General features: G+C 34.8%; 21 protein-coding genes and 1 pseudogene. All 22 read left to right on the forward strand.

Annotated features, from left to right (window positions below):
* The first annotated feature begins 43 nt into the window (after window positions 1-43).
* Complete coding sequence (gene dcm, locus D8848_RS09170) at window positions 44-1402, forward strand: DNA (cytosine-5-)-methyltransferase (RefSeq protein ID WP_125444061.1); 1359 nt, start codon at window positions 44-46, stop codon at window positions 1400-1402.
* Window positions 1386-1835, forward strand: coding sequence for a hypothetical protein (locus D8848_RS09175; RefSeq protein ID WP_125444062.1), 450 nt, complete (start codon window positions 1386-1388; stop codon window positions 1833-1835). Before dcm ends, D8848_RS09175 begins: the two co-directional genes overlap by 17 nt.
* Window positions 1828-2208, forward strand: coding sequence for a thioredoxin domain-containing protein (locus D8848_RS09180; RefSeq protein WP_125444064.1), 381 nt, complete (start codon window positions 1828-1830; stop codon window positions 2206-2208). Before D8848_RS09175 ends, D8848_RS09180 begins: the two co-directional genes overlap by 8 nt.
* Before the next feature lie 12 nt (window positions 2209-2220).
* Window positions 2221-2454: a hypothetical protein gene (locus D8848_RS09185; protein ID WP_000840776.1), complete on the forward strand. Its 234-nt coding sequence runs from the start codon at window positions 2221-2223 to the stop codon at window positions 2452-2454.
* A gap of 2 nt (window positions 2455-2456) precedes the next feature.
* Complete coding sequence (locus D8848_RS09190) at window positions 2457-3044, forward strand: CPBP family intramembrane glutamic endopeptidase (protein WP_125444065.1); 588 nt, start codon at window positions 2457-2459, stop codon at window positions 3042-3044.
* A gap of 291 nt (window positions 3045-3335) precedes the next feature.
* The gene (locus D8848_RS09195; RefSeq protein WP_004264047.1) at window positions 3336-3971 is read left to right on the forward strand and encodes a hypothetical protein; all 636 of its coding nucleotides are present in this window, start codon (window positions 3336-3338) and stop codon (window positions 3969-3971) included.
* Between the two features lie 30 nt (window positions 3972-4001).
* Window positions 4002-4258, forward strand: a pseudogene (locus tag D8848_RS09200) (CPBP family intramembrane glutamic endopeptidase); the annotation flags it as partial.
* 200 nt (window positions 4259-4458) lie between these two features.
* Window positions 4459-4596: a hypothetical protein gene (locus tag D8848_RS09205; protein WP_000807141.1), complete on the forward strand. Its 138-nt coding sequence runs from the start codon at window positions 4459-4461 to the stop codon at window positions 4594-4596.
* A 283-nt stretch (window positions 4597-4879) separates the two neighbouring features.
* The gene (locus tag D8848_RS09215; protein ID WP_260467306.1) at window positions 4880-7489 is read left to right on the forward strand and encodes a protein kinase/lanthionine synthetase C family protein; all 2610 of its coding nucleotides are present in this window, start codon (window positions 4880-4882) and stop codon (window positions 7487-7489) included.
* A 32-nt stretch (window positions 7490-7521) separates the two neighbouring features.
* Window positions 7522-9462, forward strand: coding sequence for a prolyl oligopeptidase family serine peptidase (locus D8848_RS09220; protein WP_125444067.1), 1941 nt, complete (start codon window positions 7522-7524; stop codon window positions 9460-9462).
* On the forward strand, window positions 9459-11066 hold the full coding sequence (locus D8848_RS09225; protein WP_125450666.1) for an ABC transporter ATP-binding protein: 1608 nt from the start codon (window positions 9459-9461) through the stop codon (window positions 11064-11066). The genes D8848_RS09220 and D8848_RS09225 overlap by 4 nt, the downstream gene beginning before the upstream one ends.
* Before the next feature lie 14 nt (window positions 11067-11080).
* A complete protein-coding gene (locus D8848_RS09230; protein WP_185756880.1) occupies window positions 11081-11821 on the forward strand; it encodes an ABC transporter ATP-binding protein in 741 nt (246 codons plus the stop codon).
* 2 nt (window positions 11822-11823) lie between these two features.
* The gene (locus D8848_RS09235) at window positions 11824-13143 is read left to right on the forward strand and encodes an FtsX-like permease family protein (RefSeq protein WP_004263470.1); all 1320 of its coding nucleotides are present in this window, start codon (window positions 11824-11826) and stop codon (window positions 13141-13143) included.
* A gap of 133 nt (window positions 13144-13276) precedes the next feature.
* Window positions 13277-13414 (forward strand): hypothetical protein, encoded by a 138-nt coding sequence (locus D8848_RS09240; RefSeq protein ID WP_000807141.1) that lies wholly within the window; start codon window positions 13277-13279, stop codon window positions 13412-13414.
* 801 nt (window positions 13415-14215) lie between these two features.
* Window positions 14216-14515 (forward strand): hypothetical protein, encoded by a 300-nt coding sequence (locus tag D8848_RS09250; protein WP_000869763.1) that lies wholly within the window; start codon window positions 14216-14218, stop codon window positions 14513-14515.
* Complete coding sequence (locus tag D8848_RS09255) at window positions 14505-14993, forward strand: hypothetical protein (protein ID WP_000093683.1); 489 nt, start codon at window positions 14505-14507, stop codon at window positions 14991-14993. The genes D8848_RS09250 and D8848_RS09255 overlap by 11 nt, the downstream gene beginning before the upstream one ends.
* Window positions 14993-16870 (forward strand): VirD4-like conjugal transfer protein, CD1115 family, encoded by a 1878-nt coding sequence (locus D8848_RS09260; protein ID WP_125444074.1) that lies wholly within the window; start codon window positions 14993-14995, stop codon window positions 16868-16870. Before D8848_RS09255 ends, D8848_RS09260 begins: the two co-directional genes overlap by 1 nt.
* Before the next feature lie 20 nt (window positions 16871-16890).
* Window positions 16891-17133: a hypothetical protein gene (locus tag D8848_RS09265; protein ID WP_000627865.1), complete on the forward strand. Its 243-nt coding sequence runs from the start codon at window positions 16891-16893 to the stop codon at window positions 17131-17133.
* A gap of 16 nt (window positions 17134-17149) precedes the next feature.
* Window positions 17150-18004 carry a VirB6/TrbL-like conjugal transfer protein, CD1112 family gene (locus D8848_RS09270; RefSeq protein WP_001054257.1) on the forward strand — a complete coding sequence of 285 codons (855 nt, stop codon included), beginning with the start codon at window positions 17150-17152 and terminating at the stop codon, window positions 18002-18004.
* Window positions 18005-18057: 53 nt separating this feature from the next.
* A complete protein-coding gene (locus D8848_RS09275) occupies window positions 18058-18417 on the forward strand; it encodes a PrgI family protein (protein ID WP_001097589.1) in 360 nt (119 codons plus the stop codon).
* On the forward strand, window positions 18368-20725 hold the full coding sequence (locus D8848_RS09280) for a VirB4-like conjugal transfer ATPase, CD1110 family (RefSeq protein ID WP_185756881.1): 2358 nt from the start codon (window positions 18368-18370) through the stop codon (window positions 20723-20725). Before D8848_RS09275 ends, D8848_RS09280 begins: the two co-directional genes overlap by 50 nt.
* 11 nt (window positions 20726-20736) lie before the next feature.
* Window positions 20737-23442: a phage tail tip lysozyme gene (locus D8848_RS09285; protein ID WP_125444108.1), complete on the forward strand. Its 2706-nt coding sequence runs from the start codon at window positions 20737-20739 to the stop codon at window positions 23440-23442.
* Window positions 23443-23673: the final 231 nt, after the last annotated feature.

Genomic DNA, 23673 nt, shown 5'->3' on the forward strand with positions numbered 1-23673 from the left:
CAGTTTTGACAATGGTAGTCGATAAGAAAGGGGTGATAAAGAAATGAGATTTATTGATTTATTTTCAGGTATCGGGGGTTTTCGACTAGGAATGGAAAGTGTTGGACACGAGTGTATTGGATTTTGTGAGATTGATAAATTTGCTAGGAAATCTTATAAGTCCATTTTTCAAACGGAAGGAGAAATTGAATTTCATGACATACGAGATGTTTCAGATGACGAATTTAAAAAACTTAGAGGGAAAGTCGATGTCATCTGTGGGGGATTCCCTTGTCAAGCATTTTCAATCGCAGGAAGACGATTGGGATTTGAAGATACTAGAGGCACTTTATTCTTTGAAATTGCTCGAGCGGCCAAACAAATCCAACCACGTTTTCTTTTTCTTGAAAATGTTAAAGGCCTACTCAATCACGATAAGGGACGGACGTTCACCACAATCCTTACCACGCTTGATGAATTGGGGTTTGATGTTGAGTGGCAGGTGCTTAACAGTAAGGATTTTGGCGTTCCCCAAAACAGAGAGAGGGTGTTTATTATCGGACATTCTAGAAAGAAAGGTACCAGACTCTTATTTCCTTTCAGACGAGAAGGTCAAGCAACTAACTCTGAGACTTTGAAAGCACTAGGAAACTTGAATCCATCAAGAAGTGGAATGAGTGGTAAAGTCTATTATTCAGAAGGTCTTGCGCCAACCTTAGTTTGTGGAAAAGGAGAAGGATTTAAAGTTGCGATTCCTTGTATGACACCAGACAGATTAGAAAAGAGACAAAATGGGAGACGTTTCAAGGATAATCAAGAGCCGATGTTTACTTTAAATACTCAGGATCGTCATGGTATTGTCGTTGTTGGAGATTTACCGACTAGCTTTAAGGAGACCGGTCGAGTCTATGGAAGTGAGGGCTTATCTCCAACACTGACTACAATGCAAGGAGGAGATAAAATTCCCAAAATACTAATTCCAGAACCAATCCAATTTCTAAAAGTACGGGAAGCAACGAAAAAAGGATACGCTCAAGCAGAGATTGGAGATTCAATCAATTTAGAAAGACCAAGTTCTCAGTATCGGCGTGGTAGAGTTGGAAAAGGTATAGCGAATACGTTGACAACTAGTGGTCAAATGGGAGTAGTAGTGGCTAGCTATGAAGGAGAAGATAAGCAAGTTTACCATGTAGCCGGTGTTTTAATTAATGGACAATTTTACCGTTTGAGAATACGACGAATCACCCCTAAAGAGTGTTTTCGCCTGCAGGGCTTTCCTGATTGGGCATTTGAAGCTGCTAGAAAAGTCTCTAGTAATAGTCAGCTCTATAAACAAGCTGGTAATAGTGTAACAGTACCTGTGATTGCCGCAATCGCAAAGAAATTAAAAGAAATAGAGGAAAAAGATGAAAGCATTAAATAAAGAATCAATACTAGATTGTGATGAATTAGAAACAGAATTACATGATGCAGAAATCAAACAGCTGGATGAACAAATATTTTTAATGCCAAATTATCCATGTGAGTTTGAAGTGACATTTTTAGATGATTACCATAAAAAACACAACTACCCCCTATTTTATGAATCCTATCTTCAAAACGTTATGGAATTCCTTGAAAGTCAGGATATAAAGAATGGAGCTGATGCCTTTGTAGATGATCATCAGAATCTTGTTTTTGTTTTATATGGACAAGGCTATCGAGCCGAGGGAAAAGAGGGAATACTTACAACCCAAGTAACTGTAAAAGCTTATGATGAAGACAAGCAACCGATTAACTTCGCAAATTTATTAGATTCCTTAATCGTTTCAGAATATCAAATGGACCCGAATCTTTGGGAGGTCTCCCATGATTGATCTCTATCTAAGTAAAAATAACCATAGAAATCAACTTCTTTTAGAATTCTTCCAAAACTATGGCATCGAGGTATCTTGTCATTCAGTTTCTGAAATGACAAAGGATAAATTAATTGAGATGATGAGCTATTCTTCAGATTGTTTTGAATTTTTATCTCCCAATTTATTACGATTTAAGAACCGTGACAATTTAAGATTAACGGATTTCATTGAAATGATATTAAAAAATCCTGAACTAACCATCAGACTTCCTCTTGCAATTTCAAATAAGAGAGTTTATCCAAATCTGAATTTGGAAGAGGCTAGAGCTCTATTGCCAAGAGATACGAAACAAATGATTTACATGGCACAAACACATTATTTATCTAACTAAAGGAGAAGAAATATGGCTGAACGATTTTGGGAGAACTTGTCCATTATTTTGGCTGAAAGAAATATCAGCTGGATTGAGTTAACCAGAAAAATGTTTGCGGGAGAGTTTCACTATCCAAGTGAATTGAATCGTTTGTATCAAAAGATTCGCCACTATAAGATGGAACAACGAATGCCTCAAAGTCCATGGGTAGAAAGGATTGTGCAGGTATTAGATTTAGATTATGAAGATTTATTTCGGAGGTAACTATGAAAAGAATAATTCCAGTTTATATATTCCAACAAGTAAATGTCCTATTGGTATCTCTATACTTACTGAAATTTCTTTGTATAGGTGAGTTAACTATACTACAGGTTTTCTATGGTGCATCGCTCATTTCTTTTTTATGGATGTATGGTCAACGAAAACAAGTGACAAAGGTCAATATGAAAATTAGGATAAAGTGGATTGGTATTGGATTCGTTAGCCTACTGATTATAAGTCTATGTTTTAGCCTGATTCATGCTCAAGGAAGTACGAATCAAGCAAATCTAATTGGCCTTCAACATCAAGTTCCTTGGTTTTCATTTTTATTGTTCTTAATCAATGCGAGTATGGTTGAAGAATTTCTGTATCGAGAAATTTTATGGAACTTGGTTAGAAAATTAGATATTAGAGTTGCTTTGACAAGTGTTTTATTTGCCTTAGTTCATCATCCAGGAACCATTCTAGCTTGGTGTTTATATGTTTCATTGGGAATGTTTTTAGGGATGGTGCGCTACAAATCGGACTTATGGGGCAGTATGGGGCTACATTTGGTATGGAATCTACTAGTTTATAGTCTGCTGCTTGTTTAAAATAGGTGGCCTGATTTATTTAGATATTCATAATGAATGTAATTGTTGACAAATATGGACTAATTGCGTATAATGAAGGTAATTAAATGATATAATTACTTGTGGGCTAGTGGATATGGTCTGCACCCGCCTGTGGGCTCCGCTCTCAGTTCAGACTGTTTGTTGAGAAAAAGAATAGCAGGACTGCCTACCCTTGAGGAACAGATAGGGCATATCTAGCGTGAGGTGAAACTCAATACGTGGGAGAGAAGGAAGCAGGAGCTTCCTTCTCTTTTTTAGGAGAAAATTCAAATGACTTATACTTTGGAATGGCTAAAGACTTTTGATGGAGAGATTGATATTCTCAATGTTAAGATGGATTGCTTGGCCAATACTATTGAGAAAAATGTTTCTCAGTACAAATATATTTATCAGACAAATATGGAGAACTGTCCTGAAATTATTCTATCAGTCCCAAATTCCTCCATTCCTCATCTTTTAGGATTATCTAGAGAACATCATGTTAATTTACCAACTAATAATGCAGGGAGTATTTTTGAAGGATTAAAAGATGATTGGACATTGGAACGTCTTAATAAAGCTGATAATGGTTGGTTCAACGAAAATAAATTCAAAATAGTTGGAACCTTGTTGCTTTATCAAATGTTACATGTAATGGAGTGCAAATTCTATACAACTGATGGCATTTTGAATAGAAGAGTCGGTCACCGATTTAAAAGAGATCATATTTATTTTGTAGTCTTTAAATTAAGTAATGGTATCAGTTATACAGTAGAATTATCACATGAAAAAGGTAATCAATACTTTCCAAGAAGCCTTAAAATCAATGATACCTCCGTTACAGGTTGTAGAGAAATAGAGCTTAGACTCATTAATAAGATTCGATTTAAACCAGTTAAGGCAAGAAAGGTAAAATGGGCATCATGATTTAAAAATTGAAATTATGATTACATCACCATTCTTTTCTTAATCAATGTGAGTATTGTTGAAGAATTTCTGTATTGAGAAATTTTATGGAACTTGGTTAGAAAATTAGATATTCGAGTTGCTTTGACAAGCGTTTTATTTGCCTTAGCACATCATCCTGGAACCATTCTAGCTTGGTGTTTGTATGTTTCACTTGGGATGTTTTTAGGGATGGTGCGCTATAAATCTGATTTATGGGGCTACATTTGGTGTGGAACCTACTAGTTTATAGTTTGCTGCTTTTTTAAAATAGGCGACCTGATTTTTAGGTAACTTCTAAAACTAACTTCCAGTTTTGGGAGAGAGATGGAAGTTACTTTGAAAAGTTACGGAAACATTATTTTCTATGAAAAACATTGTATAATTGCTTGCATTTTACTGGTGGAGAGAGTATAATGAGGGTGGATAAAGTACTTAATCCCAAAAATTTAAATAGGAGGAGCTAGCTATGGCAGAAGAAGTATTAAATCTTCAATTAGTATCTGTTCAAGTTGACGAAACAGATGAAGTTGATGGAATGCGATTTAGTACATTCAGTACAAACCGTTGCGGTAACTGGAGTGCTTTTAGTTGGGAAAATTGTTAACTCATTTAAATTGTAAACTTTAGAGATACTCTGGAGTTATGGATGTCGTTCCAATATGTGCACGTTGGAATGTTAGTGCTTATATGGGGAGAATCCAAAGGATTCTCCCTTTTTATTTAAATAAGTCTGCCTAGCTATAGATATATTGATACTCTTTAAAAATCAATTCAAACCACGTCAACGTCGCCTTGCCGTACTCAAGTACAGCCTGCGGCTAGTTTCCTAGTTTGCTCTTTGATTTTCATTGAGTATAAGTTTGATAGAATTTCTTGGAGATTTTGTTATGGATTATAATTTCAATTTGGAACATCCTTTCTTTTTCACTAATAATGATTATAGTACAGATACTAGCATAAAGTACCAAGTAAGTCTGCCTTTTAATTGGCACGAAGTAATGAATAATGATGAGTGGGTTTATCAATACCCTATTGGAAAATTTGTTGAAAGACAAGGGTGGAAAATACACATTAGTTCAGAGTATAATAGTTCACACGAATTGTTACAAGATGTAGCAAAAATTTGCCATGAAATGCGAATTCCATTTAAACATCTTAGTACAGAAGACAAATTTATCATGCGAAACGGGAAATTGGTTAGTCGAGGATTTTCTGGTAAATTTATTACATGTTATCCAAATCAAAATGAATTAGAGTCGGTTTTGCAAAGGTTAGAAAGTGCCTTAAAGCAATATAATGGGCCATATATTTTAAGCGATAAACGTTGGGATGAAGCGCCAATATATCTGAGGTATGGTGTGTTTAGGCCGTCAAGGGATGATGAAAAGAAGGTTGCTATTGATGAATTAATTGTTGGCGATGAAGTTGTTAAAGATGAACGTTTACCAGTATTTAAAATTCCAAAAGGTATAGTGCCCCCTGACTTTTTGAATAAATGGCTTGACAAGAAAGATAAAAAACAGGGAGACTTTCCCTTTATTATAGATAATGCAATTAGATTTTCAAACAGTGGTGGGATATATAATGCTAAGCTAAAAGAAGATGGGAAAAAAATAATTTTAAAAGAGGCTAGACCGTATACAGGTCTAGGATTTGATGGTACTTATTCTTCAGAGAGATTAGCTTCGGAGTGCAAAGCACTAAAAATTCTAAATGAATGGAGTGAGACACCTAAAATATACTGGTACGGTAAGATCTGGGAGCACACCTTCTTAGGAATTGAACATATGAAGGGCGTTCCACTAAATAGATGGGTTACCAATAATTTTCCTTTATATGAAGTTGTTGATAAGACCAAAGATTATCTATTGAGAGTTTCAAAGATAGTAGAAAAACTCATCGATTTAACGAATAAGTTTCATTCTGAAAATGTATATCATCAAGATTTACATTTAGGAAATATCTTGGTTAAGGATGAAGATGAAATTAGTATAATAGACTGGGAACAGGCTGTCTTTTCGAATGATAAAAAAGTTGTACATAAAGTTGCAGCCCCTGGTTTTAGAGCATGGCGAGAAACACTTCCCAGTGAGATAGATTGGTATGGTATTAGACAAATAGCTCATTATTTATACATGCCACTAGTAACTACATCGGATTTGACATACAACTATGTAAGTCAAACCAGGATAGAAGGAAAAAAACTATTTGAGTCTTTGGATTATACAAGAGAACATATAGATTATGTAGAAAGTTTATTGTCATATCTAGATTCTAAATGTCCACAGATCGAGAATATTTCCAGGAAAAAAGTTTTAAAACCCATGCATGAGATTAGAACTATCGAGAGTGAGCAAGATATACAAGATTTTATTATAAAATTATTAAGAGGGTTTACGCTAACTTATGGACAGTGGCGTAAAGAATTTCAATCAAGATTCTTCCCCGTTCATTATTATGGTCTGAATTTTAATCAAGGAATTGCGTTTTCAGATTTAGCTATCCTTTGGAGTTATCAACAACTAGCTAAGAAAGTAAAAAATTTCAAGTTTGATGACTATTATGAGATTCGAACACAGGTTATTAATGAGGCAGTAAATAATTTTAAGAAATCGTCCTTTTCTGGTCTTTTTGATGGTAAAATTGGTACAATCTGGCTCATTTATGAACTTGGGGAGATAGATCGGGCAGTTGAACTTTTTACAACTCATTTTATAGAGATATTTGAGAATTCACAAAATAAAAATTTATATAGTGGGCAGGCTGGAATTTTACTGGTTGGACTGTATTTTCTTAGTAAAGGGGAAATTGATAATAAACTAGGAGAAGAAATACTAATTAGGCTTAGAGAATATACTTTAAATTATATAGAAAATCCAGAAACTTTTTGTAAAGTTGGCGCTAGTGATGTTCAGAGTAATGATCCTTATGAGAATTTTGGTGGATTACTATATGGTCATGCAGGGGTAGCTTGGCTCTTCGGTGAAGCTTATAAATTAACTGGTGAAAGTATCTATAAAAATGGTCTAGAATTGGCTGTAGATAAAGAATTAGTTGCTTATAAAGTAGATAGTAATAATTCATTGCAGTACAGCCAAGGTCATAGATTACTACCATATCTAGCAACTGGAAGTGCTGGCCTGCTTTTACTTATTAATAGAAATAAAGAAATCTTGTCAAGCAAATACTTAAAATATTTAACTTCGTTAGAGAGGGCAACCGATGTAGTTTTTTGTGTATTACCAGGTTTATTTAACGGATTTTGTGGTCTTGAAGTTGCTAATAATATATATAGTGATATCGATGATAACTTTTTAGGACAAAAGAAATTAATTGAACAACTTTATAGATATTTGTGTGTAATTGAAGAAGGATTTGTTATTGCGGGAGATAATGGTTTAAAGATAACAACAGATATTGCTTCGGGATTTGCGGGTGTTGCAATTGGATTGGTATCAATAATGGATAATAAATTGACGATTCTTCCTCAAATATAATATCGAGATACCATTATTAAGGGGTTATACTTGTGAATCAGAGTAATGAAATATTTTTAAATACAATACAGGAAAAAACACACTATAAGAGGTCTATCTCTTCATCATTTCAGGAATTAAAAAAATGGAATTCTTTGATATTTAGGAGAGGGCGATATTGGTACCAATTTGATAATTGGAGTATACCCAATACTGGTGTAATAAAGGAATGGTATGTCGAAGATAATGACTGGATTCCTAAGGTTAGTTCTTCCAGTTTAGACAATTCAAATTCACTTAAAATTGTCTTTGATGTGGAAAAATATACTTTGCCAGATGATAGTATCTTACAGGATGTTAGGATTTCATCTGATGAGAGTTATATAGTTTTGGTTGTATCCTCACTGCATAGCACTAATTTAATTGGAATAAAAAAATATACTATGGAGGAGTTATTTATCATTGAAGATATTTCAGTAGAAAGTTCGTTCTATTTGGGTAAATTCGGTGTTATGTATACTCGCTCCAAAGAGTACGGGAGGCCAAGTAAGTTATTCTATAAATCTTTTGATAGCTTTACAGAAGAGGAACTGTTTGAAGAAAACGAATGCTCTTTTCGATTAAAAATAGTCCACATTGATAGCAACAATTGTTTTGTAAAGTCAGTAGACTTTCAGAAAGGCAGGATTTTTCTATACAGTTTCGACCGGACGGGTTTTGTTAGACACTCTTACACAGAAACGGTAGCCCCAACACCTAGAGATATCGCTCTATTTAGTACAGAAAAAGCACAGTACTTTCTTGGGCTCTCTTCAACTGAAGAAAAGAAAGATCAACTAATTCTAAGGGAAACTTCTTCGGGAGACAGAGTTTCTATTACTATACCATATCAAGATAGGGCTAGAAGAGTTCGCTGTATAGGACGTTATATCCTTTTAGACTGTTCAAACGCAGCGAATTCCGTCTTTTATCTTGCTACATTTAAAAATAATAGTTTGAGGGAATTGAGTGTTAATAAGATAACATTTGATGAAAAGACAACACTTTATGAAAATTCATTTTCTGATCGTGTTCTTCTGTTTTTAGAGAGGAGAACTTTTTACGAAAAAATACTTAGTTTTGATTTAATAGAAAATACATTAAAAACTGAATTTGAAAGACCCATCATAAAATCGAATAACACTAAATATTTTTCTAAGGTGATTTGGACTAAAAAAGACAGTTATGATGTAAGCATACCGATTTCTTTATTTTGGAAAAGTGAAGATACGGATGAACTCCCAAGAAGAAAAAAATGTATTCTAAGTGTCTATGGGGCTTATGGTAAGAATGATAATTCTGATTTAGATGAAATTATGTTATCTATAATAGATGCAGGTTTTATTTATGCTATAGTTCATGTAAGAGGTGGAGGCTATTTGGGAGGTGAATGGTATCGCTCAGGAAAGGCGTTAAACAAATGGAATTCTATCAGAGATTTTATTGAGGGAGTAAATTATTTAAGGGAAAATGATGTGATTGACAGTAAGCGATTAGGTTTAATAACTTCTAGTGCAGGTGGAATAATTGCTGGTGCGGTGTTGAACGAGGAAAAAAATTTATTGCAAAGCATTCTCTTATTTTCGCCATTTATAAATCCTTATGATACACTTCAGAATCCAAATGATCCTCTTTCTAAGACCGAAATAGCAGAGTGGGGAGATATTAGAGACCCTGAAGTAAAGGCTTATATAAAATCATATTCGCCTATGCAAAATATTGAAAAGGCACGAGACTCAAATACTGTTATAGTTAATATTTTGGGTGAGAAAGACCCATATATTAATAATAACGAAGTGATAGAGTGGTCAAAGAAATTAAATTCTATTGGAGTTAAAAGTTTGTTGTATTTAAACAAAGCAGCTGGTCATGGAGGTTTTACTCCATCAGATGTTCCCTTAATGATTGATACTTTAAATTATTTCTTTGAAGAAGTGGGAAGGAATAACTTATGAATTATTTAAAATTTATAAAAAAGACTAAACTTATATTAATGGGGATTTTAATATTTCTATCTTCGTTTAATGGTGTCTTGCTCTCAGGAATTATTGTATATGCAGGTAGTTTAAATCAGACTTCCTCATTTTCTGACGTTCTAAGATTTGGTGCTATAAGTATTCTGGGTTGGTCAGCAATCTATATATCAAATTACTATTTAGAAGTAACGGAAGCATCAATAACAAAAGATATAAATGTAAAAATTAAACAAGGATATTTTAGAGAACAGTATCTTTCTTCTGAAATGGTTAAAGATTACTCATCTATTATTTCAGTTTTGTCAAATGATTTGAGATTAATCGAAGAAAACTATTTTAGACAAATTTTTGAAATAATTTCTTCAATATTGTTGTTCATCGTCTCTCTAAGTTTTATGCTTTATTTAAACTTCCTAGTTTCAATAATATTTATTGTATTATCAGCATTGCCGATTATAGTACCTGTCTTTATGAAGAAGATGTTGTCTAATTCAGCTAATGAGTACTCTAACAGCAATGCAGAGTATACTCACATAATAAAAGAAATTTTTAATGGTTTTAAGACATTAAAATCTTATTCTGTTACTAAAGAAATAATTAGTTTGTCGGATAAAAAGTTGGATAAACTAGAAGATTCTACTTTTAATTTGAAACGATCAGAGGTTCTTTCAAAATTGGTTGCAGTACTAATTGCAGGTTTTTGCTTTCTAGTTCCCTTGGTTGTAGGATGTTATTTTGTAATTTATCATAAAAGCCTTTCTTTTAGTGAACTGATAGGTATTTTCTTAGCAAACGATAAAGTTTTAGGGCCGATACAATCAATTGCCTATTCATTAAATAAGATAAATACAACCAAAGATTTAAGGAAACCGTTTTTAAAATACTTAAGTGGAGAGAAGAATTTTATAGACGCTGAATATGATAATAACGGACTGTATACTTCATCAATAGATGAGATACACATGAAAGATGTTGTATATTCTATTACACCAGAAAATAAATTAAGTATTGATTTCTCATTTAAGGCACCATTTAGGGTGTTATTAACAGGAACTTCTGGTAGTGGGAAAACAACGATTTTAAATTTAATTAATGGTTCTTTAAAGCCACAAAAAGGTTATGTAAATTTGTTATCACATGGGAAAAAGAGTTCAGATTCAATACCAACAGTTGATCAGACACCATATATTTTTGACACTACTATTCGTGAGAACGTAACTTTATTTCAAAATGAATATTTTTCAGATGATCAGATAATTGAGGTGTTAAAAAAGGTAAATCTATATGAAGAATTAGAAAAGATAGATATACTAAATTATCAATGTGGTGAAAATGGTAGTAATTTGTCTGGAGGTCAAAAACAAAAAATAGCTTTAGCTAGAGCTCTGATTAGAAATAATAAAGTGTACTTATTTGACGAAATATCAGCTAATTTAGATAATGATAATTCAAATTCCATACATGATATTCTGTTCAATTTAGGTATTTCATTTATTGAAGTTTCACATCATTATGACTTAAATGACAAGAGATACACTGAGATATATAAATTGGAAAATGGAACACTTTTCAAAATTAAGTGATTGGAGGCAAGAATATGGATAAAGATTATATATTAAAAGTGAAAGGGCTGTATCATCAATTTTCACTAGGAAATAATAAAACGTTACAAGTGCTGAAAAATGTTTCTCTTTCTGCTTCGAGAGGAGAATTTATAAGCATTCTAGGAATTAGTGGTTCTGGAAAGTCAACTTTATTAAAATGTATTTCTAGTTTGCTTGAACCAACAAGTGGGGAAGTAATTTTAAATGGAATCAACCCCTATAAAATCAGAAATGCAAAATTGTCAAGTATAAGACGTAACGAAGTATCTTTTATATTTCAAGCATACAATTTAATACCTTCCCTGCCGGTAATAGAAAATATAGCACTTCCTTTGCGATTATCACAAAAAAAATTAACTATTAAAAGTGTAGAAAACTTACTCAAAAGAATGAAGTTTAATGCTGGCTTAAACGATTTTGTTGGAACTCTGTCTGGTGGAGAACAACAGAAGGTTGCTATAGCTAGAGCGGTTATTGCTGATAGTGATATAATATTTGCTGATGAGCCAACTGGGGCTTTAGACAGCGTTTCTCGTGAAGTAATTTTTGAATTATTGAGAGAGTTAGTAGGGGCGGGTAAGTGTGTAATTATGGTAACGCACGATATAGAATTGGCCTCGAAAACTGATCGTGCATTAATATTGAAAGATGGAAAAATTTTCAAAGAACTTCATAGACCTAGCGGGGAAGAGTTGTATAAAATCTTAGAGGTACAATCAACTACGGAGGGATAGAGATGCTCAGATTAGTTTACTATCAATTTTTACATAATAAGAAACAATGGTTAGGCGTTTCACCAGTAATTTTTGTTTCGAGTTTAGTTATGGGATTGGCTGTTAATGGGGTAATTAATGTTGAGAATAATTCGCAAGTATTTGTCGGACTTCCAGATCCTAAACCAATTTTTATGTTTCCAATAGTATTCGGAGGAGTAACATTATTCTTTGTGCTCTCTAACATAATAAATATGTTGGTTGAAATTTTTAGAGATGATTACGAACTTCTGGAGGTGTTGGGAGCAAGTCGCCTTCAACTATCATTTCTTGTGGGGGGACAGATTTTTATCATTTCCTCGATTATTAGTTTTATTGCATATCTATGCTCTATATTTGTTACGTCAAATTATTATTATTTTTTACAATACTTTTTCGGGGAAAATATATTACCTGATATCCAATTTCAAATGAGTGCTGTTGGATGTATCATTACAGTAGTGTTGATTTCATTTTTAGCCTTTCTAAGTGGTTGCTTTTATACGTTCAAGAAGATTAGAAATAGGAAGAGTTCTAAAATAAGGCATGTTCTTTCAATAGTAAAAAGAATACTGCTATTGGCTGGTTTTAGTGTTATCTGGTTGCTTTCTTTGCAACAAATTTTCCAAGATAGCACAATTTTAGCGAAGGCCCAGATAATATTCAATATTGTAATCTTAGATATTGTGATTATTTATCAATTATCTCCTTTTATACAGTCATGTTTTATCAAACTACTTTCTATAATTATATTTAGAAATAATTTTATGTTCATTGTTTCGAAGTGGAATTTACTATATCGTAAGCCTTATATAAAATCTATCAGTGCTGCAATTACAGGAGCTATATTACTAATTTCTAGTTTTCAAATGATTTCTCAGAATATACTATCTCAATTTCAAGATGACAGTGATTTAGAGCTAAAAGTGGCATTTATTGTATATGTAGGAGCACCAATTTTGATAGTACTTGCAAATATTATTTCAATTGCATTTTTGTCATCTCATCAAGAAAGGATTGAGATTCAGCAATTTGAAATTTTAGGAACTTCTAATTACCAGATGGTTAAGATTAAAGTTGGTGAGGCTATATTTTTGACATTTGTTACTTCATTAATTGCATTTTTACTTAACATTAAAATTATGGCTTTAATATACTACTCTTTAGGGAATATTTTAATAGATGATATGAATCTTTTGGGGTTAATACTTCCAAATTTTATAGTATCTATTATTTTATTTATTTTAATATTTATTACTAAAAGTTCCTATTTTATCTTTAAGAATGCAAAAATTATTTCTTAAAAATTTGTAAGTTTTCGCTATATAAAATAGTTAAATCTATTTTGTATAATTGCTTGCATTTTACTGGTGGAGAGAGTATAATGAGGGTGGATAAAGTACTTAATCCCAAAAATTTAAATAGGAGGAGCTAGCTATGGCAGAAGAAGTATTAAATCTTCAATTAGTATCTGTTCAAGTTGACGAAACAGATGAAGTTGATGGAATGCGATTTAGTACATTCAGTACAAACCGTTGCGGTAACTGGAGTGCTTTTAGTTGGGAAAATTGTTAATTCATTTAAATTGTAAACTTTAGAGATTCTCTGGAGTTATGGATGTCGTTCCAATATGTGCACGTTGGAATGTTAGTGCTTATATGGGGGGAACAGAATCCTCTCTTGATTGAAGACAAGCTAGTCATTAGGCTGGTTTGTCTTTTTGTCTCTTTGTCAACTGTAGTGGGTTGATATAATAGTATTAGTGAGTGGGATAAAAGTTTCATTTAGTTTATTCAGTACAAATTTAACGGGTCAAGATTTATATACTGGTGGTGTTTTTGGGGCTGAGAGAAGTATCTTGATTTTATGTGTGGTTTTTATACTTACAGTTGTTCTGCTCCAAAGAGATTGTAGAGAAGAATTAGCTCATAAAGGAGATTGATTATTTTGATATCAAAAAAATGCACAGGATAACCTGATGCATTTTTTTAGCGACAATGCTTGCTACTTCCTTCTGTCGAATTTAGACAATTTTAAATAAAAGAATGAAATATGCCCTACTGTATTTTTAGACGAAGAACGTTAGTTAATAATACTCAAATTTATTTCAAACTCTTTGATTAATATGAATTTAGCTCGACAGAAAAATAAGAAATGTGATAAAAATTTCAACTACTCTTATCTATAATAAAGCTACCTGTTCTTTGAAAATTGAATCCACTCCGTCTTGATTAGCGTGCCTGTGTAAGTAGGGACTGAGAGTATTTCCCTGTGAAGGGCAACTGGCACAAGACGTGTGTGAGAATTTTCTAACAGACACGGAGTTTATCGTTACCAGACTTAAACGATGCGACAAACTAGATAAAGGAGTTAATCATGAAGGTAGTAAACTTGTATGATTTGAAACAAATGGGAAATAAAGGTGGTTGTACCATCCAATTGATTCATCACTTTCCTTTTGGTATGGGCTTAGGACATCTCAAAAAAGACTACATTGAATTTAAACGTGTTGGTATCGTTGATGGGAAAGCAGTAGAAGTTACTCTTCGAGAACCTTATTCGAGAGATCTACTGCAGGTTGTCAAGTCGATTAAGCAACGTCAGAAATTGATAGCTTATCGTTATAAAGAAGGAAAGCTGCTATTTGTTAAGAAGGAGGCATCAGATGTCCTCTGAACAACAGGAACGAATGGCGGTTCAATATGCTGAGCGTAGTCTTTTATTTACTGTAAAAAGTCTTTTAAAGATTCTAGAATGGTCTAGACGTCAGGCTTTAGCACAGGATTCCGCCTATAAGGTAGGTGTGCAGAAATTAGAAGAATTGCTACAATCTCCTTATTCGATTGATACGATTAATCTGAAAAAAGATTTTTTAGACAAACCAATTGATATAGAGAAATTTAAAGCTTTTTTAGAAAAAGAAGAGATTCCTTTAGCCATAGCTTGGCAAGGGGATTCTCTGCATTTCTACACGAAAGACCGTTCGATTCTGGACAATCATTTAGACCATCTTTTAGAAAAAATGGTTAATGATCCGGAGAAATTAGCTGATTTTACCATGGATAAGTCATTAGATGATGCAATTGATGAAGCTAAATCCCAAATTACCTTTAGACAAGAAGGAGCCGTCAAACAGAAAGAGATGGTGAGATGATGTACAGTGGAAAGAAATTCCTACTATTCTCACTGTTAGGTATCTTACTAGGCTATCTTTTTCATCGTTTGACGCTTTTGTATGATTCCTATACTGGAAATACATTAGATAAATGGACTCATCTTCTGATGGAAGGTCAAGATGAAGTTCTTCAGTCGCCATGGAATGTTTCCTTTACTGGAAAATCCAGTGCTTTTTTTCTACTAGGCTTTGTGATGATGTTGCTGGTTTATCTCTATTTAGAGACTGGTAAAAAACAATACCGAGAAGGGGTAGAATACGGGAGCGCCCGTTTTGGAACTCTAAAAGAAAAGAAGCTCTTTTACGGTAAAGAATTTTCTCATGATACGATATTAGCACAGGATGTTCGTTTGACATTATTAGATAAAAAACCACCCCAATATGATAGAAATAAGAATATTGCGGTGATCGGAGGTTCAGGAAGTGGGAAGACCTTTCGCTTTGTGAAACCCAATCTGATTCAGATGAATAGTTCAAATATTGTCGTGGATCCTAAAGATCACTTAGCTGAGAAAACTGGAAAACTCTTTTTAGAACATGGCTACCAAGTAAAGGTGTTAGATTTAGTCAATATGAAGAACTCAGATGGCTTCAATCCTTTTCGCTATATAGAGACAGAAAATGATTTGAATCGCATGCTGACGGTTTATTTTAATAACACCAAAGGCTCTGGCTCCCGTAGTGATCCATTTTGGGATGAAGCTTCTATGACTCTGGTACGAGCTTTAGCCTCCTACTTGGTCGATTTCTATAATCCTCCTAAAACAAGAGAACAGCTCATAGAAGAAAGTCGTTTAAGTCAAACAGAATACCAAAACTTGTTGAAACGTCAAAAAAAAGAAGTGGAAGAGCGAAAAAAACGAGGGCGTTATCCAAGTTTTGCTGAAATCTCAAAACTCATTAAACACTTATCCAAGGGTGAAAACCAAGAAAAAAGTGTCTTAGAAATTCTATTTGAAAATTATGCTAACAAGTATGGAACTGAAAATTTTACCATGCGAAATTGGGCAGATTTTCAAAATTATAAGGATAAGACTCTGGATTCTGTCATAGCTGTAACCACTGCTAAATTTGCCCTCTTCAATATTCAAAGTGTCATGGATTTGACCAAAAGAGATACCCTTGATATGAAGACATGGGGCCAGGAAAAATCAATGGTTTACTTAGTTATCCCAGATAACGATAGTACCTTTCGCTTTCTTTCAGCCCTCTTTTTTTCAACCGTATTTCAAACCCTAACAAGACAAGCAGATATTGATTTTAAGGGTCAATTACCTCTTCATGTGAGAGTTTACTTAGATGAGTTCGCAAATATCGGAGAAATCCCAGATTTTGCTGAACAAACCTCAACAGTCCGTTCTCGAAATATGAGTCTCGTTCCTATTCTTCAAAATATTGCCCAACTTCAAGGGCTCTATAAAGAAAAAGAAGCTTGGAAAACCATTTTGGGGAACTGTGATAGCTTAGTCTACTTAGGTGGTAATGATGAAGATACCTTTAAATTTATGAGTGGCTTACTCGGTAAACAAACCATTGATGTTCGAAATACTAGTCGTTCCTTTGGCCAGACAGGTTCAGGATCCCTTTCTCATCAAAAGATTGCTCGTGATTTAATGACACCTGATGAAGTCGGAAATATGAAACGGCATGAATGCTTGGTTCGAATTGCCAATATGCCTGTCTTTAAAAGCAAAAAATACAATTCCACTAAGCATCCAAACTGGAAATACCTAGCCAATCAAGAAAGCGATGAACGGTGGTGGAACTATCAAATCAATCCTTTGAATCAAAGACAAGAAAATCATCTTGAAGGCCTTAGAATTCGTGATTTAACTTTTGAATCTAGTTTAAAATAAAAATAGAAAAGAGGAAATAGATGATTACGCATTTTAAAGGTTTTGTTTATGGAGTAGACGCAAGTGCTATGTTTGCACAAGCTATGTCTTTGTTACAGAAGGGATTGATTGCGGTTGGTGCCTTTCTCGTTGTTGTGGGGATTGTCAATCTTGCAACCAACATTAAAGATGGTGGACCAGGTGTTCGGAATGCCATTCTTGAAATTGTCGGTGGAGTTATGGTCGGGGCTGCTGGAGCCTTTGTAACCCAGATTTCAATTTAGGAGGATAGACAATGACATGAATCTTAGTTTAGTCTCACCCTTTGTTTACCTTGCATCTGAAAAAATATCAGCTGAAAATTTATTTGAAGGATTTAATGTAGATTTACAATCTACGGTAGATCTGATTAAATCTCTATCTAGCTACAATCCAACTGTTTGGACTTATATGTCTAGTATTACTAAAAGTGTTATGCAACCTCTTGGAGTTGCGATTTTATCAGTTGTTCTCATCCTAGAATTTTCGAAGATGGCTAAGAAAATTGCTAACTCTGGTGGAGCGATGACCTTTGAAGCATTAGCCCCGATGTTGATTAGTTATATTATGGTCGCAGTTGTAATTACCAACACGACCGTCATTGTAGAAGCCATCATCGGGATTGCGAGTCATGCCATTGAACAAGTGGCCTCGATTGTGGCTCACGGTGGGGCAAAGTATGATACCATCTCTGGATTAAAAGGGTCAGGATTTATTGGCCGGATGATTGTGGGATTTTTCGCCCTCCTCATTTGGCTTGTTCGGATAGTAAGTGCAGCCATGGTTAATCTTTTGGTATCTATTCGATTTATTCAACTCTACCTTATGATCCCATTTGCCCCTCTTACGATTCCAACATTTTTAAGTGATGAATGGAAGTCTATTGGTATTGGCTATTTAAAAAATATTATGGTCTATGCGGTACAAGGGGTTCTTATTTTTCTGATTGTTTCTCTTGTTCCTTTATTTGAATCTGCTGGGAAAATAGCTGTTTCAAATGGTGCAGGAGTCTTGCAATCACTTGCGATTATGTTTGGTAGTTTGGTACAAGCTATCTTACTGATTATTGCCCTCGTTGGTTCTCAACGTACGGCTCGCTCAATTTTAGGTATGTAATTAGATAAAGGCTAGGAAGTGATTGCTTCTTAGCCTTTTTAGAAAGGAAAGTCATGAATACACGTGTCTTTAAAGACATTTCAAAATACCAACACAGGGCTTGGTTAGGCTTCACTACAAGGCAAATCATCTTTGTTTTACCAGCCTTTATTGTCACAATTATTGTTTTGGGCTTGAATCTCTTTTTCTGGCAATTTGGAGATTGGTTTGTTTACGGTTTTGTGTTTGCCTTTACCATCCCCCTTATGCTTTTTGGAGTCTATAAACCCAATGATTTATATTTTGAACATTATTTGAAATACCGTCTTCATTTTGAATTAACGGTTCCCCTACGCACAATTACAGGAAAGAAAGGACCTGAACATGAAAAGAAAATCAAATACATTAAAGAAACAAAAAACTTCAATGACTAATCAGAAAGAAGTAGTTAAAGGAAAAAAAGAGGAAGTGTTACCATCAACGGCTAATACTCTTTCCTATCAAGCCCTGTATCAAAATGGTCTGATGCAGGTAAAAGAAGATTATTTCTCACAAAGCTATTTACTTGGTGATGTCAATTACCAGACCGTTGGTTTAGAAGATAAGGGCGCAATCATTGAGAAGTATTCTGATTTGATTAACTCTCTAGATGACCAAACCAACTTCCAATTGACTATCTTTAATAAAAGATTGAATTTAGAAAAATTCAGACAAAGTGTTTTGTATGAGGAAAAAGAAGATGGATATGATACCTATCGTAAAGAATTGAATCGGATGATGAATCAGAATTTAGACAGTGGTGAAAATAATTTTTCAGCTGTGAAACTGATTAGCTTTGGTAGAAAGGATTCTAATCCCAAACAAGCTTATCGTTCCTTGTCTCAAATTGGAGAATATTTCAAGAGTGGTTTCTCAGAAATTGATGCTCGATTTGAATCCTTGGCTGGAGAAGAGCGTGTCAACTTGTTGGCAGATATGCTTAGAGGAGAACACCATCTTCCTTTTTCTTACCGTGATTTAACCAGATCTGGTCAGACAACTCGTCACTTCATAGCGCCTAATCTCTTGGATTTTAAAAACAAGAATTACCTACAAATCAATGACCGCTTATTACAGATTGTCTATGTGAGAGACTACGGCATGGAATTAGGGGATCAGTTTATTCGAGACCTCATGCAAGGAGATTTGGAATTGATAGTGAGCCTTCATGCTCAAAGTTCGACTAAGGCGGATGCTATGAAGAAACTACGAACAAAGAAGACCTTAATGGAATCCCAAAAGATTGGGGAACAACAAAAACTTGCTCGTACAGGTATCTATTTGGAAAAAGTAGGCCATGTTTTAGAAAGCAATATCGATGAAGCTGAGGAACTCTTAAAAACCATGACCGAGACAGGAGATAAACTATTTCAAACAGTCTTCTTGATTGGTGTTTTTGGTCAGGATGAAGAAGAACTTAAACAAGCACTAGATACGATTCAACAAGTGGCCGGCTCAAATGACCTAATGATTGATAAACTTCCATATATGCAAGAAGCAGCCTTTAATAGTTTGCTGCCATTTGGTTGTGATTTTTTAGAGGGAGTATCACGGAGTTTATTAACGTCCAATGTAGCAGTGAACTCACCTTGGACTTCAGTAGATTTACAAGACCGTAGTGGGAAATATTATGGTATCAATCAAATATCAAGTAATATTATTACCATTGATCGTAGCCTATTAAATACACCGTCTGGTCTGATTTTAGGAACATCTGGAGCTGGGAAAGGGATGGCAACCAAGCATGAAATTATCACGACCAAAATCAAGGAATCTGGTGAAAATACTGAAATTATCATCGTGGATCCAGAAGCAGAATACAGTGTCATTGGACGAGCTTTTGGTGGAGAAATGATTGATATTGCGCCTGATTCCCAAACCTATCTCAATGTCCTTGACTTGTCTGAAGAAAATATGGATGAAGATCCTGTAAAGGTAAAATCAGAATTTCTTTTATCCTTTATCGGCAAGTTATTGGATAGAAAAATGGATGGAAGAGAAAAATCGATTATCGACCGAGTCACCAGACTCACCTATCAGTCATTTAAAGAGCCTTCTTTGGAAGAATGGGTATTCGTCTTGAGTCAACAGCCAGAAGAAGAAGCGCAGAATTTGGCACTTGATATGGAACTGTATGTTGAAGGTTCTCTTGATATTTTTTCTCATAAGACCAATATTCAAACAGGATCCAATTTCTTAATCTATAATGTTAAAAAGTTAGGAGATGAGCTGAAACAAATTGCCCTTATGGTTGTTTTTGATCAGATATGGAATCGTGTCGTTCGGAATCAAAAATTAGGGAAGAAGACCTGGATTTATTTCGATGAGATGCAGCTTCTCTTATTAGATAAATATGCCAGTGATTTCTTCTTTAAATTGTGGAGTCGTGTCAGAAAATATGGAGCCAGTCCGACTGGAATAACTCAAAACGTCGAAACCTTATTGTTAGATCCAAATGGTAGACGGATTATTGCAAATAGTGAATTTATGATTCTCCTCAAGCAAGCAAAAAATGATAGAGAAGAATTGGTTCAACTCTTAGGCTTGTCAAAAGAACTCGAAAAATACCTAGTCAATCCAGAAAAAGGGGCTGGACTAATAAAAGCTGGTTCAGTTGTCGTTCCCTTTAAAAATAAGATTCCTCAAGGTACTCAATTGTTTGATATCATGAGTACGGATCCTGATAAAATGGCTTCTAATTAAGGGGAAGGCAAATGAAGGATAAAAGAGAAATCATACGTGCCCGAAAGGCATTTAGAAGAAGTCTAAAAGATGAGAAGAAATTCTTGAAAAAAGGAAAGAAGGAGGTAAGGAAACAGAAAAAAGATTCCGCTGTACTGGATGAAAAAGCATGGAAAAAAGAGATAAAAGAAAAGCTAGAGGAGATGAGAGAAGCTTCAAAGGCTAGAGTAAAACAAGCAAATGAAGACTACAATCACATCCTTCAAAATACTCCTCCATCTCTTTTGAATCGAAAAGAATTAAGAGACAGACGATTGCCTCATGCTAGGAAACGATTGAAAATAGCTAAGAAGCAATTTAGAGAAGCAAAGGCACAGTCAAAAGAAGAAAGAAAAGAGAGTCGTAAAGAAAGAAAAACCAATCAAAAATTTCTCTACGGTCAGGAATCGAAACAAAAATCTAATTTTTTCTTTCAAGGGAAGAGTTTAGAAGAATTAAAAGCTAAGAAAGAAGTCAATGCTGCTAAAGAAAATTTAAAATCTACTAAACAAGCCTATAAATCCAAAAAAGTCAGTAGGAAAGCCAAAACTTTTCTTTATGTCCTTGGACGTGAAGGTGGAGAGTTAGCTTCAGAAAATGAAGATTTAGAAGGCTATCGCACACTTCAAGAGACCATTAGAAAAGGGAAACGCTACAGTCGGCTTTCTTATAATCTGGGGAAAGCTAGTGTCAAAACAGGACAAGCAACAGGTCGTTTTACCAAGAAAAGACTGACCAACACAAAAGAGCGATACCATCATTTTAAGGCTGGAAAAGGATGGAAACTAGCGAAAGATAACCCAAGTTCCTTTAAAAATCAGTTTCGAAAATTAAAGAAACAAGGTCTAACCAGTGTCCGAAATATCTATCAAAAACTAAAAGCAGCCTTTTCCTTCTTTACATTTGCGGCTGGAAATCCTGCAACCTGGATAGTTGGAGGAATAGTCTTTCTTCTTTTACTTATGATGAGCTTCTTTTTAGGATTTTCATCTGCTAGTTTGATTCAACAAGATGAATTTGAATTAACAAAAGCTTATACCCACCTAACTTGGGAAGACGCAGAACATACTCGTACAAATGACAAAGGAATTACTTATTACACAAAAGTTGATGATGTGATGGGGTATATGAACTTTAAATTCCATGACTATGAGTTACACAAACCAGTTCACTTATTTAGTTCAGAAACTTACAAGGATTATCTGTCTACTTTGTGGCATGATTTAAACGATGGGGAAGATTTGAAATCCATGCAAGACCTCTATGAAACTCCTAAGTATAAACTCTCGAAAGACGATCAAGAGGAAATGAAGGAACTAAAAGAAGAGGGCGTCTATGCTTCCATGCAGGAATTGGACAATCCATTTGAGGGGGAAAGCAACGAAGATAGTCTAACCATGACTTATCGTTATGGATACTATGATTTAGATGGGAATCCTACTCTTCAGGAGTACATTCTACTAGAAGCAAAGGCTCACCAAACGATTGTCGCACCAATGGATGGAGTTGTATCTCTAGATGGCGACAATGTTATTCTCACTAACGGAAAAGGAGAGAATGAGAGTCGATTGACCTTGTATTCTATTCATAATGGCCGTGCGATTGAGGGGACAAGAGTCCTAACGGGTGATATTATTGGTGAAACACCAGACGATACAGGTTTGAAAGTTTCCTATCAAAAGTATAAGAACAAGAAAGAAAAATTGGTGTATGTCAATCCGCAATTTTATTTTCCAAAGGTCATTCAACTTCAGACAACTATCTTACCTGCTATTGGTCAGTTTGGTGGGGATGAGTTTGAACGTGCAAAACATATTTATGAGTTTTTGAAATCTCAAGGGGCAAGTCCCCAAGCCATTGCGGCAATTTTAGGAAATTGGTCGGTAGAATCTTCTATTAATCCTAAACGAGCTGAAGGAGATTACTTATCTCCTCCTGTTGGAGCTACCGATTCCTCATGGGATGATGAAAGCTGGTTAGCGATTGGAGGGCCAGCCATTTATAGTGGTGCTTATCCTAATATTCTTCATAGAGGTTTAGGTTTAGGTCAATGGACGGATACCGCAGATGGGTCAACACGTCATACGGCTTTATTGAATTATGCACATAGCAAAAATAAGAAGTGGTATAATTTAGACCTCCAACTTGATTTTATGCTTCATGGGGATAGTCCTTACTATCAAAGTTGGTTAAAGGATTTCTTTAAAAATACGGGCAGTGCAGCCAATCTCGCCCAACTCTTTCTGACCTATTGGGAAGGAAATTCTGGTGACAAACTACTGGAAAGACAAACCAGAGCAACGGAATGGTATTACCAAATTGAAAAAGGCTTTAGCCAAACAAACGGAGGACAGGCAAAAAGTGATCCACAATCCCTTGAAGGGGTTCGTGGGGACTTGTATGATCATTCTGTTCCTGGTGGTGGAGATGGTATGGCTTATGCCTATGGACAATGTACATGGGGTGTTGCGGCTCGTATGAACCAGTTAGGATTAAAGCTAAAAGGTAGAAATGGAGAAAAGATTTCAATCATTAATACCATGGGAAATGGTCAGGACTGGGTTGCGACAGCTTCAAGTCTTGGTGGAGAAACGGGTTCCACACCAAAAGCAGGTGCTATTGTTTCTTTTGTAGGAGGTACACATGGGACACCAGCAGACTATGGTCATGTGGCTTTTGTCGGTGCGAGACGTTTCTAACTGAAAAGGTTAGACACGTTCTTGAAAAATCAACCTGATAATCAGGTTAAATTTGAATAGAATGGAGAACTCTTATCTTGAAAATTGGAATGAAGGGGTAACGACCTGAAACGATTTCTCTAATACTCCGACATGCGTTTATCTTGTGCAAAGGTAAAGGTTTGAAGCTCGGTGAAGTCGGCTGAAAGATACCGTCATTCTTAAGGACTTAAGAATCGAAAGTGTTCCAGA

The organism is Streptococcus mitis (assembly GCF_003942775.1).
Taxonomy (GTDB): Bacteria; Bacillota; Bacilli; order Lactobacillales; family Streptococcaceae; genus Streptococcus; species Streptococcus mitis_CN.

What these genes read in the sequence shown, in the direction of transcription:
- dcm (WP_125444061.1), top strand. Translation starts at nt 44, where the DNA reads ATGAGATTTATTGATTTATTTTCAGGTATCGGGGGTTTTCGACTAGGA.
- D8848_RS09175 (WP_125444062.1), top strand. Translation starts at nt 1,386, where the DNA reads ATGAAAGCATTAAATAAAGAATCAATACTAGATTGTGATGAATTAGAA.
- D8848_RS09180 (WP_125444064.1), top strand. Translation starts at nt 1,828, where the DNA reads ATGATTGATCTCTATCTAAGTAAAAATAACCATAGAAATCAACTTCTT.
- D8848_RS09185 (WP_000840776.1), top strand. Translation starts at nt 2,221, where the DNA reads ATGGCTGAACGATTTTGGGAGAACTTGTCCATTATTTTGGCTGAAAGA.
- D8848_RS09190 (WP_125444065.1), top strand. Translation starts at nt 2,457, where the DNA reads ATGAAAAGAATAATTCCAGTTTATATATTCCAACAAGTAAATGTCCTA.
- D8848_RS09195 (WP_004264047.1), top strand. Translation starts at nt 3,336, where the DNA reads ATGACTTATACTTTGGAATGGCTAAAGACTTTTGATGGAGAGATTGAT.
- D8848_RS09205 (WP_000807141.1), top strand. Translation starts at nt 4,459, where the DNA reads ATGGCAGAAGAAGTATTAAATCTTCAATTAGTATCTGTTCAAGTTGAC.
- D8848_RS09215 (WP_260467306.1), top strand. Translation starts at nt 4,880, where the DNA reads ATGGATTATAATTTCAATTTGGAACATCCTTTCTTTTTCACTAATAAT.
- D8848_RS09225 (WP_125450666.1), top strand. Translation starts at nt 9,459, where the DNA reads ATGAATTATTTAAAATTTATAAAAAAGACTAAACTTATATTAATGGGG.
- D8848_RS09230 (WP_185756880.1), top strand. Translation starts at nt 11,081, where the DNA reads ATGGATAAAGATTATATATTAAAAGTGAAAGGGCTGTATCATCAATTT.
- D8848_RS09235 (WP_004263470.1), top strand. Translation starts at nt 11,824, where the DNA reads ATGCTCAGATTAGTTTACTATCAATTTTTACATAATAAGAAACAATGG.
- D8848_RS09240 (WP_000807141.1), top strand. Translation starts at nt 13,277, where the DNA reads ATGGCAGAAGAAGTATTAAATCTTCAATTAGTATCTGTTCAAGTTGAC.
- D8848_RS09250 (WP_000869763.1), top strand. Translation starts at nt 14,216, where the DNA reads ATGAAGGTAGTAAACTTGTATGATTTGAAACAAATGGGAAATAAAGGT.
- D8848_RS09255 (WP_000093683.1), top strand. Translation starts at nt 14,505, where the DNA reads ATGTCCTCTGAACAACAGGAACGAATGGCGGTTCAATATGCTGAGCGT.
- D8848_RS09260 (WP_125444074.1), top strand. Translation starts at nt 14,993, where the DNA reads ATGTACAGTGGAAAGAAATTCCTACTATTCTCACTGTTAGGTATCTTA.
- D8848_RS09265 (WP_000627865.1), top strand. Translation starts at nt 16,891, where the DNA reads ATGATTACGCATTTTAAAGGTTTTGTTTATGGAGTAGACGCAAGTGCT.
- D8848_RS09270 (WP_001054257.1), top strand. Translation starts at nt 17,150, where the DNA reads ATGAATCTTAGTTTAGTCTCACCCTTTGTTTACCTTGCATCTGAAAAA.
- D8848_RS09275 (WP_001097589.1), top strand. Translation starts at nt 18,058, where the DNA reads ATGAATACACGTGTCTTTAAAGACATTTCAAAATACCAACACAGGGCT.
- D8848_RS09280 (WP_185756881.1), top strand. Translation starts at nt 18,368, where the DNA reads ATGAAAAGAAAATCAAATACATTAAAGAAACAAAAAACTTCAATGACT.
- D8848_RS09285 (WP_125444108.1), top strand. Translation starts at nt 20,737, where the DNA reads ATGAAGGATAAAAGAGAAATCATACGTGCCCGAAAGGCATTTAGAAGA.